Below are 17,979 nucleotides of genomic sequence, written 5' to 3' on the forward strand. Positions count from 1 at the left end.
CTCTTGAGATATATATTCCCGGTTATCTATTGTGGGAATTTAATTTAAGTGCAGAAGTAATATTTTCGCCGTATTTTATTCGGAATATCCTGCTTATCCTCGTGCTGTTTCTCACGTAGTCTATAATTTCCTTTTTAAGCCCACAGGAGAGCAACAATGACAATCCATAAGAAAGGTCAGGCACACTGGGAAGGCGATATCAAACGCGGGAAGGGAACAGTATCCACCGAGAGCGGCGTGCTGAACCAACAGCCGTATGGATTTAACACGCGTTTTGAAGGCGAAAAAGGAACCAACCCTGAAGAACTGATTGGCGCAGCGCATGCCGCATGTTTCTCAATGGCGCTTTCATTAATGCTGGGGGAAGCGGGATTCACGCCAACATCAATTGATACCACCGCCGATGTGTCGCTGGATAAAGTGGATGCCGGTTTTGCGATTACGAAAATCGCACTGAAGAGTGAAGTTGCGGTGCCGGGTATTGATGCCTCTACCTTTGACGGCATCATCCAGAAAGCAAAAGCAGGATGCCCGGTCTCTCAGGTACTGAAAGCGGAAATTACGCTGGATTACCAGTTGAAATCGTAAAGCATTGCCGGATGACGCGTCAGGCGCGTGAATGCCTGATGCGTTGTTAGCATCTCTACAGCGCTCGCCAGCACCGGAGCTCACGTCCGTCCTCCCTTATTGCTAATGATTGCCGGACTTCACATCCGTGGGTTGCCAGAGGGCAACGTTCGTAGAAAAAACAGCCTTGCGGCAACGTGCGGTTTCCCGGCAGATCCGTTTTACGTAATGCTCATTCTTCCTCCAGCGGTTTATCAATGGCGGGGAGGGAATCCAGCAATAATCGGGTGTATGGATGTGCCGAAGCAGTCAACACCTGTTGCGCGTCGCCCAGTTCTACAATCTGCCCGAGATACATCACCGCCACCCGATCGCTCATATGACGTATCACCGAGACATTGTGTGAAATCAGCACATAAGTCAGCCCGTGATTTTCCTGTAGCGTTACCAGTAAATTGAGGATCTGCGCCTGCACGGAGATATCCAGCGCCGAGGTTGGCTCATCAAGCACAATCACGTCAGGCTGCGAAGAGAGTGCTCTGGCAATGGCGATGCGTTGCCGCTGCCCGCCGGAGAACGCATGAGGCAGGCGGTCGAGATACTCCGGACGAATACCCACCTGCACAGCCAACTCCTCTGCCAACGCTCGCCGCTGTTGTTCACTACTACGCTTAGCTATCCAGAGCGGTTCTGTGATGATGCGCCACACCGGTAAGCGCGGATTAAGCGAAGAGAGCGGGTCCTGAAACACCATCTGCATAATGCGTTGTGAGCCTGAACGGATGTACTGCCCGTGGCTCGGTTGCAGCATGCCCATTAAAAGCTGTGCGAGGGTGCTTTTGCCGCAGCCTGACTCGCCGACGATCCCTAAGGTTTCACCACGGCGGATCTGTAAATCAATACCATTAATGGCATGAACATGTTCCGTAGATTTACCAAGCCAGTTTTTACGGGCCGGAAAATTGATATGGACGTCGCGTAACGTTAATAACGTGTCAGACACTTATGACCTCCTGCTGCGGATACCAACAGGCGCAGTGCTGGTTGTTGTCACCACACGCTGTCAGCGCCGGGACGTTTTCACACTGTGCACCTGCCGCATAGCAACGATCGCGAAAAGCGCAGCCGTCAGGCAAATGGGTGAGGTTTGGTACCGTCCCTGGAATGGCGGGTAATGGCTGGCGTGGTACTCCATGTTCTGGTGCGCATTGCAGCAAACCAATGGTATACGGATGCCGGGGATGATGGATAACGTCTGCCGTCCCGCCGCTTTCAATTACGCTTCCGGCATACATCACGTAAACGCTATCGCACAGTTGCGACACCACGGCCATATCATGGCTGATGAACAGTACCGCAGTTCCACTGGCGCGTGCTTTATGTTTAAGCAAACGCAGTACCTGCAACTGTACTGTGACGTCCAGCGCCGTCGTCGGTTCGTCGGCAATAATCAATTGCGGCTCGCAGGAGAATGCCAGCGCAATCATTACCCGCTGGCGCATACCACCTGAAAGCTCAAACGGATAGCGCGACATAACTTCCACGGCATCCGGGATTTGCATCTCTTCCAGCAGGGCAATCGCTTTAGCTCTGGCTTCCCGACGACTTATTGGTTGATGATGGCGGATTACGTCCATCATCTGAAGACCTATTCGACGTGTCGGATTAAGGGCGGTCATCGGTTCCTGAAAGATCATCGCCACTCGTGCGCCGCGCCACTGACGAAGCTGTTTTTCCCGAGCGTTAAGAACATCTTCTCCCAGCAGTGAAATCTGCCCCCGATGTACGCAATAACTGCCCGTCGGTAGCAGACGCATAATCAGCATTGCGGTGACTGATTTACCTGAGCCGGATTCTCCCACCAGACCGACAATTTCGCCGCGGTTAATCTGCAAGGACACATTGTTGAGCGCGTGAACATCACCGTTAAAACCGGGGAAACTTAAATGCAGCTGTTGAATGTCCAGAACGGGTTGGGTCATGACTGCTTTCCTCCTGCTTTCGGGTCAAGCAGATCGCGAATACCATCACCAAAGAGATTAAACCCGACGGCGGTAAGCAAAATCGCTGCCCCCGGAAATGCGCAATACCACCACTGATCGAGTACATAGTTGCGACCATTCGCTACCATCGCGCCCCATTCAGCACTCGGTTGTTGAGCACCTAGGCCAATAAATCCCAACGTGGCGGCCATTAAAATCGCGCTACCGATATCCAGCGATGCCTGCACGATCAGCGGCGGTAGGGAGTTACGTAAAATATGCCAGTTGATCAGATGCCAACGAGACGCGCCAAAGGTTTTCGCCGCCTGAACATAGGTATACTGGCGTACAACTAATGCTTGCCCCCGCGCCAGGCGCACATAAAAGGGAATTCGCACAATAGCAATCGCCAGCATGGCGTTAAATAAACTCGGCCCGAGAGCGGCAGCCAGTGCCATTGTCAGTACCAACGAAGGAATCGACAGCATAATGTTCCATGATGCGCATGATGATGGCGTCTGCGCGTCCGCCAAGCACACCGGATAGACATCCGAGTAGCGAACCAATCATACCCGCAATGGCGACCACCACTAATCCGGCGAGAATTGATTGCTGACTGCCGACCAGTACGCGGCTAAACAGATCGCGTCCCACTTCATCGGTGCCAAACCAGTGCGCCGCAGAAGGCGGCAAAAGGCGGGCGGTTAAATCAATGGCGTTGGGATCATGCGTCGCCAGCCACGGTGAAAAAATCATCATCAGTAGCATTAATACAATGATGACTGCGCCGGTCACGGTGAGCGGACTGCCTTTCAGCATCCATACCAGTTTTGCACCGTTAAATCGCGTTTGTTTTTGTGGGCGTACGGCGGACGTTTCCTCGCTTAGCATCATTCACCACCTCCACGTCATCACGAAGCGTCAGGTCGAGCGCCGTGCCACGGCTGTGATTAGAACCGACCGTCACATCAACAACATATTGCGGGTCTGGGCAGGCTTGCCACAACATCGCCTGTGCTTGTTGTGGGCGATACGCATCGTAAATCACCAGTTGTAAGCCTGACAGCTGGGCGATACTGATACTTTTCGCCAGCGCGGTAATCGCATCTTTATGTAGCAGACAACGCGCTTGCTGATAAATAGCTTTACCTGTGATGTTATCAACGCAGGCATATTTCAATTCGATCTCCAGATCAGGGAAGATCACGGCTAAATCAACCAGTTCGGTGGTATCCGACATAAACGGTTCCTGTATAAGACAAAAATTGCTGCGCTTTCCGCTTATGCAGATCTCATGCCATGCCGGGATAAGCGCCAGAATGCTGGCTTAAAGTTATATTTTTTAACTTTTGATCAACATTTGTGCAGCGTAGTGCAGTTTTGGTACAAGAGGGAAAGTTAAGGAAGGAATCTCCCGGAATCGTAGCTGAAATCACAGTATTTAAGTGACAGTGTCACCTTAAAGGAAAACCCGCGAGTGCGGGCGAGAGGAATTTGTCAGATTTTCAGCGGTAACACGCTGCTCATCCAGCCTGGAATTTCTTCGGCGGGAAGGGGGCGGGAAAAGAAATATCCCTGAATAACGCGACAGTGGATCTTACGTAGCATCTCAAATTGCTCTTTGGTTTCGACCCCTTCCGCCACGACGGTTAAATTGAGGCTTTGCCCAATGCTGGTAATGGCTTCAAGTAAGGCCAGGATGCGTTTTTCCGTCAGACAACGATCGACAAAGCTTTTGTCAATTTTGATTTCCGTTACCGGAAGACTGACTAAGCGGGATAATCCGGAAAAGCCCGTGCCAAAATCATCTACCGATAAACCCACGCCCATATCACGCAGGATCTGAATGCGCTTAAAGATTTCGGTATCGTGTTCCATCATCATGCTTTCCGTGATTTCCACCGTCAGCTGGTGGCCGTCAATACCCCAGGCTTGCATTGCATCAGACACCTGATTAGGCAGCTGATTACTGCGAAAGTGCAGCGCCGACAAGTTCACGGATAACGCCGGGATATGAATATTCTGGCTACGCCATTCTGCTAACTGACGGCAAGCTTCCGCGATGACCCAGCGCCCAATATTTTCGATTTCACCAATCTCTTCTGCGAGAGGAATGAGACTTTACGCAGAATTTCATCGCCAGTGTTATGGCCCCACGTATCGTTGATCTCTTTGAATTTATCAACGTCAATAATCAGCACTGACAGCGGTGTACCGGTCCGGTTGGCATGGGCAATTTCGCGTTTGAAGATAGTCGGCAGGAAACGGCGGTTAAGTAATTTCGTCAGTACATCCATACCGACTTCGTGGCGCGATACTTCTTCAAACAATTCACGCAGCAAGGTAATAATCTGCGATACGGTATTTCTTATCTGTAATAGAAATTTCACCCGCAAACTTCTGTTATTCAAAATCCTGGTGTTACGCATGGTTTGATTGAAAATACCGTCGAAATCCTGAATCAGACGGGAGATATGGCCCACTTCGGCAATGCCGCTAAAATAATGTCGACCTTTATGGTTAAACCACAGGCCAAAATCAGCCTGGCTTAAAGGCAAACTGCTGCCTAAATCAGAATCCAGCAGGACTTTATAGATAATATCTATTTCCCATGAAAGTATTGAGGCTATTTGCCGTTCTTTTTCTTCTTCGGCGTTTTCCAGTAACGAGAAGATACGATAGTTTTCATCTTCCTTTGAGGCACTACTGTCACTAAAGGTAAACGCGCGGGTCATCACTTCCATCGCGATATCAATACTGTTAATCGAGAAATGGTAGACCTGAAGTTTTTCTGCGGCGGAATAATCCGAAGAGAAGATTACCGGATAGAGGATTTTTTTCAGCACCCGAAACCCCATCTCGACAATTTCTACCGGAATTCCTATGCGGGCATGCACTTCCGCGACGGTATGCTGGATTTGTATTAGCCTTTCGACATCGTCAACCTGGGCAGAAAGCACGTTAATAATCCAGCGTTCCATCGCACTTTTCAACTGCCGCTCAACTTGTTCATTACTCAAGAATTCTTCGGCATGCGGGTCGATGCGGACAATTCGATAAAACTCGATACTCAGATAATGAGCATGCGCAAGGGCAATTTCTGCGGCTTTAGCACGAATGAGAGGATCTGCCTGTTCGACAAGTCCGGTCCACTCATCTTTCATTCTTTTAAAATACATCTCCATAATTCACACCCTTATAAGGCTGGGAAATCAGACGGAATCAAAACGAAACGCAACGTGCGAGATCGACTAACTGCACCATATTCTCCTGAAATATGAAGATATACTGAAAAGAAATAAGCGACTTAAGACAGTTTCAATCTACGCTACTGTTCTTCAGAAGAGTATAGCCCATCGTAATTATTTTTCGGTGACAGCGAATATCGTATGGTTTTTCATATTCATACATTTTTATTAGGGATTTATAGCTGTTTAACTAAGTGTGGTTAATTGCGTGGTTAATTTGACTTATGTAAGCATGATTACTAGTGGGATATTTCACAAGGTGTAACAAGCCGGTGGGTAAAGCACCGGCTTGTTACAAAGTAAGCATGGTAGTTTAACTGCCCCAACGACTTTGCAGATAGCTGACCGCTTGTTGAGTCTGCGGTTTATTCAGATAGTCCTCACGGAACAAGATGGTGCCGCTAATTTCTGGTACCGCATCGTTAAGATCGAGCTGCTTTTTCAGTTCCGGTACGCCGCCGTTAATCATCCAGTCTGGCTCTATCTTTGAAGGTTCACCCACTTTATAGAAGGCGATACCGATATACAGGCGGGTCCTGGTCGGTTTAACGACATCCGCCCACCATTTTGCCAACACGTCATAACGCGCGGCACTCCGTGAGAACGGCCAGTAAATTTGGGGAGCAATGTAATCCAGCAATCCTTGTTCCACCCATCGACGGGTGTCAGCGTAGGATTCGTCATAGGCTGCCGCGCCTCGGGTATCGGAACCGAGCGGATCGTGTGATCGGTTACGCCACACGCCTGCCGGGCTAACGCCAAATTCGACTCCCGGCTTAATGCTTTTAATGGTGTGTGATACCTTTGCAATTAACTGCTGAGTATTGTTGCGCCGCCAGTCTGCTTTTGACGCAAATGCGCCTCCGTATTTACGGTACGTTTCGTTATCATTTAGCCGTGAACCCGGTGATTCAGTATAGAAATAGTCGTCAAACTGCACGCCATCTACCGGATAGCGGGAAACCACTTCAGCGACTATTGATGTGATCCAGTCCTGAACCTCAGGGATGCCCGGGTCGAGGACAAAGCGATCGCCAGACGTTCTGATCCAGTCACGGTGTTGCACATAGACGCTCGCCGGTTGTTGAGACAGAGTGCTATTCAGTTCCCTGATAGTACCGGGCTTCGTATTAACCGATACGCGATAGGGGTTAAACCAGGCGTGTACTTTCATCCCACGCTTGTGGGCTTCGTCGAGCATGAATTGCAGCGGATCGTAACCCGGATTTTCACCAATCTTACCGGTCATAAGATCGGACCACGGCAAAATTTTCGATGGCCACAGGGCGGTACCGTCCGGCTTGACCTGGAAAAAGACCGTGTTTATGCCGAGACGTTGGAGATGATCCAGTTTGTCGATCATCGCCTGTTGTTGTACACGGGCTCGGCTGGTGGGATTACTAATGTTAACCGAGGAAACCGGTGGCCAGTCGAGGCGAGAAACCGTGGCCAGCCAGATGCCACGCATCGGTTGTGACGATTGTTGCGTCGTGGCTGGTGGCTTTGAACCTGCTGGTGGTGTCACCATGGACTCTGGAGGCGTGCTTTTACAACTACACAGTAAAAGTGCCAATGCAACCAGTATCGCTGGTCTTCTAATCGTTAATTTCTTGTTTCGGGAGCAGATATCCATATGTGCTGGTTTCCGGTAAACAGATGTGCGCTCATTCTCGTACTTATCCCGGTTAAGTCAATACGACAGCAAGCACGAAAAAGGGAGCGATGAATTATCGCTCCCTTGTCTTATAACCATTCAGACATGGTTAGTGTTTCTTGTCATTCATCACAATATAGTGTGGTGAACGTGCACGCGGGTGCAGGAAGAAGTGACTTTTTGGTGCGTTCTGACTGTTGATTGGCTCCAGAGTGACGCCGGTATTCGCTTTGCCTTTACGATCATGAACAGCATAGAGAATAAAGGGCAGGGCAAGTACCACCAGGAAACTAACAACCAGTAATTCAACATACATATCGGTAGAATCACCCTGGATGTTATCCGGCGGCAGGAAGGAAACAATAAACGCCATAATTGAAGTCAGCAGACCGACAATTGCCACGACCAGTTTCACCCCTTTACCACCAGGGATATTAAATGTGCGTTTTAAGTCAGGATGTTTAAGAACCAACACAATGTAGCCAATAAACAGCATGAAATAAGCACACAGATAAATCACCACCGTCAGCGCCAGTGCGATCAGGAAGGACATGTTGTTACCGCCACCGGTATTGGTGAGGATGATCAACGCGATAGAAGTAATCACCAGCTGCGAAATGACCAGCGTTACCGGTACGCCATTTTTGTTCATTTTAGCGAATGCCGCTGGCAGCAGGTTTTTCTGCGCTGTGACATACATCCCGCGAGAAGGACCAACAATCCAGGAGGCGATTTCCGCCAGAACACCCAGCAACAGCAGTGCGGAGATCACGCGAACCGTCCACTCAATTTCCGGTGCCACATGGGACATCAGAACGGTAAAGGTTTGCATTACCCCTGCGGAGAGGTTGATTTCATTACCCGGAATGACCATCGCAATAGACAAACCGCCAACAGAGCTTAAGCAGATTGCCGCCACCATCAGCAGTAACATAGCCAGTGGATAGTCGCGCCCGGGGTTGCTCATTTCATTGACGTGAGTTGCGGAAGCTTCTACGCCCATATAACTCAAAATGAAGGCAACAAATACAACCAGTGTGCCCACTTTAGAGAAGTCAGGGAAGAAGGTCTTCGAATCCATTTCGATAGCAACGGGGGCACCGGAGTGCAGGTAAATAGCCGCTAATGCGATCAAAATAAATGCAGGTAACAGGATACCGGCGAAGAAGCCAACTTTAGCAATTCGCGCCGTGTATTTCGTGCCACCAAACTGCGTTAATGCCAGCGCCCAAAGAATGATGAGTGCTGCAATAGTTTTGGTAATGGGGTCTTCATTCAGCGCTGGCCATTTCAGGATGTAGGAGAGTGCCCCTAACACGAAATAGAGCATCGGAATAAAACCAATGGCGATTTGCAGATAGCCAAATGAGATCGCTGCAAATCCCCATCTCGGACCCAGAGTATTTGATACCCAGGCGAAGACACCACCTTCTTCCCAGCCGTCGACGGTGGCCATTTCCGCAGCACAAAGTCCCACGGGAATAAACCATAAAATCCCGCCTAATAGCAGGAAGAAGACTAATGAAAAGCCCGATGTTGCGAAGGTAGGGTATTCATAAACAGCCATTACCATCGATGCCGTTATGGCAAAGAATCCGAGTAATGTGAGCTGCTTAGCTTTACCTGTCTGTACTGATGTAGCCATATTATCCCCCTAAAACGGTATTCCTGTCGGAACCGCACCTGTTTTGTTCTGAAGCGTATTCAGAACAATATTTTCCGTTGCTAATGCCAGTGAACAGACTTTGGAAATTATCCCGAAACGGGTTCGTTTCGGGACACCGTTACCGTTAAACGTTATCAGGTATGTTTAAAGCTGTTCTGCTGGGCAATACCCTGCAGTTTCGGGTGATCGCTGAGATATTTCAGGGAGGCTTTGTAGTCTTCCAGCAACAGTTCAGCAAAGTCCATTTCGAAGCCGCGACGACACATAATGCGCATCACCACGATGTCGGTGGCTTCACCGCCGAGAGTGAAGGCCGGAACCTGCCAGCCGCGCAGACGCAGACGTTCAGAGAGGTCGTACAGGGTGTATCCCGGATCTTCACCATCTTTCAGTTTGAAGCAAACCGCCGGGATGCCTTCGTCCGGGCGACCGGTACAGATGAACTCATACGGCCCCAGTTTGGCGATCTCATCCGCCAGATAGGCAGCGACCTGGTAGGAAGCATTCTGTACTTTGGTATAGCCTTCACGACCAAGGCGCAGGAATTCATAGTACTGTGCAATCACCTGACCCGCCGGGCGGGAGAAGTTGATGGCAAAAGTACCAATCTGACCACCGAGGTAGTCAACGTTGAACACCAGTTCCTGCGGCAGCGCTTCTTCGTCACGCCAGATAACCCAGCCGCAGCCCAGCGGAGCCAGACCGAATTTATGGCCTGAAGCACTGATCGATTTCACACGCGGCAGGCGGAAGTCCCAGACGATATCCGGGGCGACGAACGGTGCCAGAAAGCCACCGCTGGCGGCGTCGATGTGCATGTCGATGTCGATACCGGTGTCGGCTTGGAATTTATCCAGTGCATCGTGCAGCGGTTGCGGGAACTCATAGTTACCGGTGTAGGTCACGCCGAAAGTCGGCACCACGCCGATGGTATTTTCGTCGCAGGCTTCAATCATGCGTTTCGGGTCCATAAACAACTGACCGGGGCGCATAGGGATCTCACGCAGCTCCACATCCCAGTAGCGGGCGAATTTATGCCAGCAGATTTGCACCGGACCGCACACCAGGTTTGGTTTATCCGTTGGTTTGCCTGCAGCTTCCATACGCTTGCGCCAACGCCATTTCATCGCCATCCCGCCGAGCATACAGGCCTCGGAAGAACCAATGGTGTTGGTGCCAACGGCCTGACCATTTTTCGGCGCAGGCGCATGCCACAGATCGGCAACCATGTTTACGCAACGCAGGTCGATGGCTGCGGATTGCGGATATTCTTCTTTGTCGATCCAGTTTTTGTTAATGGATAAATCCATCAACTTGTGGACGTTTTCGTCGTCCCAGGTCTGGCAGAAAGTGGCCAGGTTCTGACGAGCGTTGCCATCAAGATATAATTCATCATTGATAATCTGAAATGCGACATCGTCGCGCATTTCGTGCAGCGGAAAACGTTTTGATTCTGCGATAGTGGAAATAGACTTCGCACCAAAACGTGAATCGAGTAGTTCCGACCTTAAATCCGTTACTTGCTTCTTATCCATTTTAAACTCCTTAAAATGATTGGATCGCATTAAAAAAGTAGGATTTATCGATAAAGTAAGCAAGTGCAAAGGACTCGTGTTTAAATAACAAAATCCTAATGTTATTTATCGTGAGATATTGTTGGAATGATATTTTTTCATTAAAAACAATGCAGTAGAGAATTCTTGGGTGGTGGCAAGGTGTTTTATGTTGTTATTTTATGCGTTTTCTGTGCCTCCTGAATTATCACGTAAAAATCAGACATTAAAATATCACTATTAGTACTTGGTTATTATTTTGAACGCATTTATAAAATTATTACATAAAAATGGCGAATATTGCTAAAATCCCCGCCAACGATGTGTTGACGGGGCTGTTATTATTTTGGCAATAATACTCCGGTATAAGTATTTACCGGATGAGAAAGATATTGTTTAACGGCAGTGTTAACATTCTCTACCGTCATTTGTTTCAACAATTGCTCCTGCTCAGTCCATGCTGCAGGATCGTCATATTGAATAAGACTATTTATAATAGTGTTCGCTAATTGTTGAACGCTACGCTGTTGGATATCGAGGCTGCGCTGAACGTTTTGCTGGTATTCGTTCAGTTCTTGCTCACTGATCCCCTTAGTCAAACGCTTAACCATCACTTCATTCGCTAACGTTAACAGTTCATCATGTCGTTCTGGTTGACAAGTAAAAGCCAGCAAATGACTGATATCTTTAGCCTGAGGATCAACCGAGAGGCGAGAAGAAACGCTGTATGCCCCAGATGCCTGTTCACGAATATTAACGCGTAGATCTTTTGCCAGTGCGACGTTAAAAGCATCGAGCGCCATACGCGTCGCCAGATTAACAGGTGTCCGGGAATCATAACGCTTCCACTGTGAAACCTGTGCCACAGGTTCATTTTGTTCTTTTACAGTAACCGATGCGTTGTCCGTCGCGCGAGTTAATGGTTTACCTGCGGCTAATGGCGAATCAGAGTGTTTGATTGAGCCTAAGTAACGCGTAATTAACGCCACGAGTTTGTCTTCTGCGACATTACCGACAATGACAAACGTGATATCCGCTGGAGATGAAAACAACTGGCGATCGGCAGCCAGCGCATCTGCGGCAGTAAACTGTGCAATCTGATTTTCTTGCAGTAATTTCGTGCGGTCATCAGCATAGCGCGTCTCATACATCAGCTGGGCGAATTTCTCCGCTGGACGCTGGTCGAGCGTTTTCAACGCCTGAATTTGAGCATTTTGTAGCGATGCCCAAATATTGTCGTTAATCGTGCTGTGGGTGATTCGCTGGTTAATCAACTGGAAACCAGGTTCAGGGTTATTAGTCCGCGCGCTAACGGAGAGCAACGTATTCATGCCACTGACTTTACTGCTCATGGTTACCGAGTTTTCCGCACTCCAGCGTTTCAGGCTGGAAGAGGAGAGTTCGCCAACGCCGCTTCCGCTAACTGCTTTATTTGCCAGCGCGATAAGTGATTTTTGCTGCGCAGGGAAACTTAAATCGCCTTTATTCGATACGGCAATAATTTGTAGCTTTTGCTCTTCACCCGCGGATTTTGCCAGAATAACCTTGGCACCATTGGAAAGTGTTAATGATGTCAGATTCTCAGCCAGCGTTTCTTTGCTGCTAATTTCCGCCTGTGGGTCAGCGTCTACTGTTAACGATAAATTTCTGCCTGGGAAGATGTAAGCCGCCAGCTTTTTGTTGGCGTACTCTTTTTCCAGCGCCAGGATAGCCGCAGGAGACAATGCTTTTTTGGCGGCAAGCTCATTGTTTACCATTTGCTCCCAAAATGCGTCCTGGTTCTTTCTTAACTGCTGCCATTTTTCCGCCAGACTTTGCACGGTAATTTGCTGCCACAGACGTTTCGAAAGTTGATATGTCTCTTCCGGCGACAAGAACGGCGTATTATTTAATGAGCTGGATGCCAGGCGACTGGTCAGCATACGTAAATCACGTTCAGCTTGCTGATCAACCACATTTTTCAGCCAGGTGAGGCGGGTAGATTTGACATCATCGAGTTCTTCAGCAGAAAAACCATGCTGATCAATGGTTGCCAACTCTGCCATTAATGCATTCGCAGCATCCTGCATATTATCGTCTCGTGCATTTACACGGAAAAACAGCGACTGATAATCGGGTGCAATTTTAACGCTGCGCGCAGTGCCGCCAGAAATAGTCTTCAACTCGCCCGACTGTATGCGTTCCTGCAGACGTTGATTGAACAGCTGAACTAACATGCTCCATTCAGCTTGTTCAACAAAGCTTTGCTCATCGTTCACTTGTACCATTGGCAGGCGATAATAGAGTGCGATGCCGTTCACCCGGTTTTCTTTATCATTAATGATATTAAAGCGCAGGTGGTTTTCGGCTTTTGTCGGCCAGACGCGATTTTCAGCTGCTTTGTTAGCCGGAAGCTTACTTAAATTATCCTTTATCAGCGCCAGCGCTTCTTTACTGTCGATATCGCCGACCACGATAAAGGTCATATTATTTGGTTGATACCAGCGTTGATAAAATTGGCGCAATTGTGCCGGTGTGACCGTGGCGACAGTATCCATCAGGCCGATAGGTTCACGGTCTAAATTACGGGTATTAGCCAGCAGGAAAGGGCGGCGCGCCTGAGAGGTGCGCCATTTCGCATCCTGATGGGCACGCCATTCCTCAGTAATTACGCCACGTTCAGCGTCTACTTCGAGTTTTTCAAAGGTTGCGGCATTACTCCATTCACTGAAGATTGCCATCACTTGTTGCAGATTTTGTTTCTGCGTAGTCGGCAAACTCACCTGATACACCGTTTCGTCATAGCTGGTATAGGCATTAACATCGCGACCAAAACGCAGGCCCATTGACTCAAATGTTTCGATGACTTTATTACCCGGCCATGTTTTTGTGCCGTTAAACATCATATGTTCTACAAAATGAGCCACGCCGCGCTCATTGTCTTCTTCCTGCAATGAACCGGTATGAATTTGCAGCCATAAATTTACCTGATCCTTTGGATGAGTATGCGGATAAATCATATATCGCAAGCCATTGTCCAGTTGCCCGGTAATTAACTTTTCATCCTGCGGTAAGGCGGCGGCAATCAGCCGCCCGGGGAGCAACAGAGTTGCCACTAACGTCAGTAAGAAACAGAGGTTTCTCATAATTATCTCCATGCGAAAACCGGGCGAATTTACCCGGTTAAGTAAAATCCGAACTATTAAAATTTCATGCTGACATCAAGCCAGAAAGTACGGCCACTGGCGTAGGTCGCCACACCGGTGTTCGTTGTATCAACAGCGGTTTTGCTATCCAGTACATTGAGAATATCGGCACTGATCGTCAGGTTTTGTTGTTTCAGAAATTGTGGCGTCTAGGACAAGCGGGTGTCCCAGGTCAGGCTGCTATCCAGTTTTTCGTCAACATACTGCTTGTAATCTGAATATTCGCTGATGTATTGCGCATTTGTCTTACCAAGGATAATGCGAGCTTTACGCGCTTCTTGCCAGGCCAGCGTATTCGCCCACACTAACCCGCTCGGTTGATGCGTGAAATCCATGTTTAAGGAGATCTTTAATGGGTTATTAAAATCTGCCACTGGAACGCTATCGTAAGAGACCAGATTACCGTTATAAACCACCTGGTTATCACCGGTATTGCTCTCCTCATAACCATTGTTTAACGACAAGTTGCCCTTGCTCTTGATATAGCTAAAGACAATTTGCGGGTTAATATCTACCTGGCGGATATGCAGGGGTTCGGCCAGTTCAAAACTGAGGTTAAACGAATGCGTTTTGGTTTTGCCATCGTTGTTATATTCAGTAATGGTGGTTTTAGTCGCGCTGTCGGTACGACTGCTTTTGCTGATTTGATCATGCGCTTCACGGTAAACATAGTTTGCGCGTGCAATAACGTTCTTATCGATTTTTTGCTGCAATCCCATTGCCAGTTCATCGTTATAAGGCGTTTTCAAATTCTGATAACGCGTCAGGGTTTTATTACCTGATACCGATTCCGTCCAGCTATTGCGGATATCACGTAATCCCATATCAAGAATATTCCCGCCATAGTAACGGTTATAACCGGCGGTAATCATTGAGGTTTGATCAGCAAAAATATCCCATTCCGTCATAAAGCGCGGGGAGATATTGTGGTTTGACAGATAGTTGTCATAGTCATAACGCACACCGGGCATTAACGACACATTCCGCCAGCTAATGTGATCCGCCATATACAGCGTGTAGTTGTCAATTCCCAGGCTGCCTTTACCTTTATGGTAAATGGTATGGTTCGTTTTCTTTCCTGCAGCATTAATCACATAGGATTCAGACTGGTTATGGCGTTCAGTCCATGCATCGGAATAGATGTATTCCGCGCCGAAGTAGGGTTGATGCGAAACATCACCCACGGCGAATTTTTGCCAGTCCAGGCGTGTTTTGAAGGTGTAATTATCTACAGCCTGGGAAATGTGTCCTAATCCGCCACGGGTACAACGCCCTGTAATATCACCATATGTACATGAAAGTTCGGTGTACCAGATGTCATGATCGTGACGGGTATAATCACTAATATGATCCCAACCAACGGTGGTACGTAGTTTGGCCCATGCGAGTTGCGTATCCATATCCCATGCCAGACCATAGGATTTATTACCCATTTCGCGATCAGACTGCGGGAAGGTGCTGGTATTATAATCACGGCTGGAGCCGGTATATTTTAAGGTTAAATCGTGGGTAAAGCGGTCGCTGGCAAACCAGGTAAATTTGCTCAATGCAGTATCGATAACGTTTTTATACTGTGCCCGACCGGCGACAATGCCGTCATTCGAAACATAATCCGCGCGGGTGATATCAGACTGGCGGCGCGATAAACCGGCGGTAACGCCAAAGTTATCAGCCAGCTCCTGATTAAACGACAAGGTATAAAAGTTCTTTTTAAAATCTGGAGAGAAATAGGTACTTCCTGAAGAACCTTGATTAAATGCGCTCTTGTTATTCTCATCGATATGCGATGTTAACCAGTCCAAACGCGTAGTGCGATAACCCAATTTCACCTTGCTATCATCAGCGTTGAAGCGTTTGATCTTTGCATCAATTACCCCGCCATTGAAGCGACCAAATTCAACCGGCACAAAACTGTCATAAAGCGTCACATTGTCCAGTAAGCTGACATCAAGATAATACCCCTGTGACATCCCGCTAATATTGGTTGCACTACTGGCATCGGACTCATTCGCTGGGTTCAGGTTATTAGTTGCACTAATACCGTCAATCAAATAGGCATTCTGGTAGGGCGACGCACCGTGAATAGAGATTTTCTCAGGGCGAATATCTCCCTGGTTCAACGAGGTACTTTGCGTTGAATCCATGCGTACCGCAGGGTTGGTTCTCAGCAGATCGCTGATATTGCCATTCCCGGTCGGTAAACGCTCGATGCTTTCACTGGTGTAATGCGTGTTGCCGTTTACGGGTACAGGGACAGGAGCATAGACCGTCATCTCTTCAAAAAAATGCATGTACATGTTTTTGTCATCGACGGCCTGCGCCACATCAGCGCCACATAAAATGACGCCAGGAATAAGAACTCGCTTCATTTATTTATATCTCCGTACAGCAGGGCTTTTATTGTTGTTATAAAACCGTGCTAATGTCACAAATATCATCAGCCAGGTTCCAGACACCGGGTTGATGTGTAACCATAATGACGCCGCTTGTGGGTAGTTTTTCACGCACTAAACGCAGTAAGCGTATAGCCTCTTGTTCCTCAAGATGAGAGGTAGTTTCGTCAAGAAATATCCATTTCGGACGTCGTAAAATTAATCGTGCCAGGGCGATACGTTGTTTTTCGCCGCTGGAAAGAATATCTCCCCAGCGATCGTGGTCATGAATACGCGCAGCCAATTTCCCCAGACCAACCTGATGCAGTACTTCGCTCAACGATTTATCGTCTACGGGCAGGGGAAGTGCTTTACAAATAATCTCTTTCAGTAAGCCGCTTTTGATTAACGGTGTTTGTGACACATACCCACTGTCAGCAGGAGAAGAAATATCACCTTTAAACCACGGCCAGCAGTGGGATAATGTTTTAAGCAGTGTGGTTTTTCCCGCACCAGAGTAGCCTTTCAGTAATAGCCATTTGCCTGGCGAAACATGAAAGTTCAAGTTCTCTAATATGATCTTATTATCAGGCGTACGAATACTCGCATTAGCCACTTGTACCGCATGTTGGCAATTTTTAGGCTTATTCGTAGGGCGCTGTTCAGTGAGTTGATGGAACTCATACAAGCGATCGATAACCGCAGCCAGTTCAGCAAGTTCGTCATATTTATAAATAAACCAGCTTAAATTGTTCGATACTAGCATAAATGCCTGGCGCGATTTCATCAGTCCGCCCAGATTAATCTGCCCGCTAATAAACTGCGGCAATAACAGAAAGTAGGGAAGAACGCTAAGCGAGCGCGAATAAATATTTTGCCAGTAATCAAGCCACCGCTGACGATTCATTAAACGATGCCAGTTCTCTTTAATGGTATGAAAATTGTCGCGCAACTCCTGGCGTTGTAGAGACTCAGCATTGCTTAGCGCAATCAGTTCTGCCTGCTTATTATGCTGCACAAGATTAGTTCGAAATGTCGCCTCGCTACGTTGTTTTTCCACATTAAGCGGACGAATACGTTTACCCACCTTATGGGTAAATAAAGTTCCACCGATCACAATGAGCACGACGGTATAGACCATATACCCCTGGATACTCCATTCTGTTCCACCAACAGTGAATGAGAGCGTACCCGCGCTTTGCCAAAGAATAACGGTAAAGGTGATCAGCATGCTAAGTGACTGGATGAAGCCAAATGAAAGACTGAGCGTTTTGCTGATCAGTAAGAGAATGTCTTCAGCGATACGTTGGTCAGGGTTATCTGTATTTTTATGCTCGCCGTAGATCTGCGTGAAGTAGTAGTTTTTATCTGCAAACCAGCGATTAAGGTAGTAATCTGTTAACCATTCGCGCCAGCGAATAGTCAGTAGTTTAATTAACCATGTTTTGTTTACGGATATTAATACAAAGATCCCCAGCAGGGCAGGGAACCAAAGAACAAGCTGCCAAAGCTTATCGGTTTCTTTCTGGCTTAGCGCATTGAAAAAATCATTATTCCAGTCGTTTAACCAGACCTGAATTTTAACCACGCCAAGGATCATTGCGAGGATAATAATGATTAACAACACTGAAGTTTTATTATTCTTACGCAGCCAAAAGGGCTTCAGCAGACAGAGATACTTTGCTATCAACATACAAAACGTAATGGGAATGGTTATCATTAGCGAAAATTGATTGTGCCATCCAATGATTA

The 17,979-nt window shown here is 47.8% G+C and carries 7 protein-coding genes and 6 pseudogenes; 1 reads left to right on the forward strand and 12 read right to left on the reverse strand.

All coding sequences use genetic code 11. The features are described 5' to 3' along the window. Positions 1–156 precede the first annotated feature (156 nt). Entirely contained in the window at positions 157–588 is a 432-nt protein-coding gene (gene osmC, locus ACUU1M_RS12830) for a peroxiredoxin OsmC (RefSeq protein ID WP_000152305.1), read from the forward strand. A 55-nt stretch (positions 589–643) separates the two neighbouring features. Here the strand turns inward: osmC and ACUU1M_RS12835 are convergent. The 12 genes and pseudogenes from ACUU1M_RS12835 to ACUU1M_RS12890 all read right to left on the reverse strand — a co-directional run bounded on the left by ACUU1M_RS12835 (position 644) and on the right by ACUU1M_RS12890 (position 17,947). Continuing rightward, a pseudogene (locus tag ACUU1M_RS12835) lies at positions 644–1,570 on the reverse strand (oligopeptide/dipeptide ABC transporter ATP-binding protein). After that, complete coding sequence (locus tag ACUU1M_RS12840; protein WP_000193536.1) at positions 1,563–2,549, reverse strand: ABC transporter ATP-binding protein; 987 nt, start codon at positions 2,547–2,549, stop codon at positions 1,563–1,565. Before ACUU1M_RS12840 ends, ACUU1M_RS12835 begins: the two are co-directional and overlap by 8 nt. Further along, positions 2,546–3,443, reverse strand: a pseudogene (gene ddpC, locus ACUU1M_RS12845) (D,D-dipeptide ABC transporter permease). The gene ACUU1M_RS12840 and the pseudogene ddpC overlap by 4 nt, the downstream one beginning before the upstream one ends. A 13-nt stretch (positions 3,444–3,456) precedes the next feature. Continuing rightward, positions 3,457–3,789, reverse strand: a pseudogene (gene ddpX / locus ACUU1M_RS12850) (D-alanyl-D-alanine dipeptidase); the annotation flags it as partial. Between the two features lie 257 nt (positions 3,790–4,046). Further along, positions 4,047–4,664, reverse strand: a pseudogene (locus tag ACUU1M_RS12855) (EAL domain-containing protein); the annotation flags it as partial. Beyond that, positions 4,664–5,734, reverse strand: a pseudogene (gene dosC, locus ACUU1M_RS12860) (diguanylate cyclase DosC); the annotation flags it as partial. The pseudogenes ACUU1M_RS12855 and dosC, both read right to left, overlap by 1 nt. A gap of 376 nt (positions 5,735–6,110) precedes the next feature. Beyond that, the gene (locus ACUU1M_RS12865) at positions 6,111–7,430 is read right to left on the reverse strand and encodes a family 10 glycosylhydrolase (protein WP_000350395.1); all 1,320 of its coding nucleotides are present in this window, start codon (positions 7,428–7,430) and stop codon (positions 6,111–6,113) included. Between the two features lie 130 nt (positions 7,431–7,560). Next, complete coding sequence (gene gadC / locus ACUU1M_RS12870) at positions 7,561–9,096, reverse strand: acid resistance gamma-aminobutyrate antiporter GadC (protein WP_000246020.1); 1,536 nt, start codon at positions 9,094–9,096, stop codon at positions 7,561–7,563. 155 nt (positions 9,097–9,251) lie between these two features. Next, positions 9,252–10,652 carry a glutamate decarboxylase gene (locus tag ACUU1M_RS12875; RefSeq protein WP_000358930.1) on the reverse strand — a complete coding sequence of 467 codons (1,401 nt, stop codon included), beginning with the start codon at positions 10,650–10,652 and terminating at the stop codon, positions 9,252–9,254. Positions 10,653–11,011: 359 nt separating this feature from the next. After that, positions 11,012–13,795 carry a M16 family metallopeptidase gene (locus ACUU1M_RS12880; protein WP_193216413.1) on the reverse strand — a complete coding sequence of 928 codons (2,784 nt, stop codon included), beginning with the start codon at positions 13,793–13,795 and terminating at the stop codon, positions 11,012–11,014. Positions 13,796–13,851: 56 nt separating this feature from the next. After that, positions 13,852–16,224: pseudogene (locus ACUU1M_RS12885) on the reverse strand (TonB-dependent receptor plug domain-containing protein). Positions 16,225–16,261: 37 nt separating this feature from the next. After that, positions 16,262–17,947, reverse strand: a complete 1,686-nt coding sequence (locus ACUU1M_RS12890; protein WP_152028962.1) for an ABC transporter ATP-binding protein/permease — start codon at positions 17,945–17,947, stop codon at positions 16,262–16,264. Positions 17,948–17,979: the final 32 nt, after the last annotated feature.

The organism is Shigella sp. SIG6, assembly GCF_053555815.1.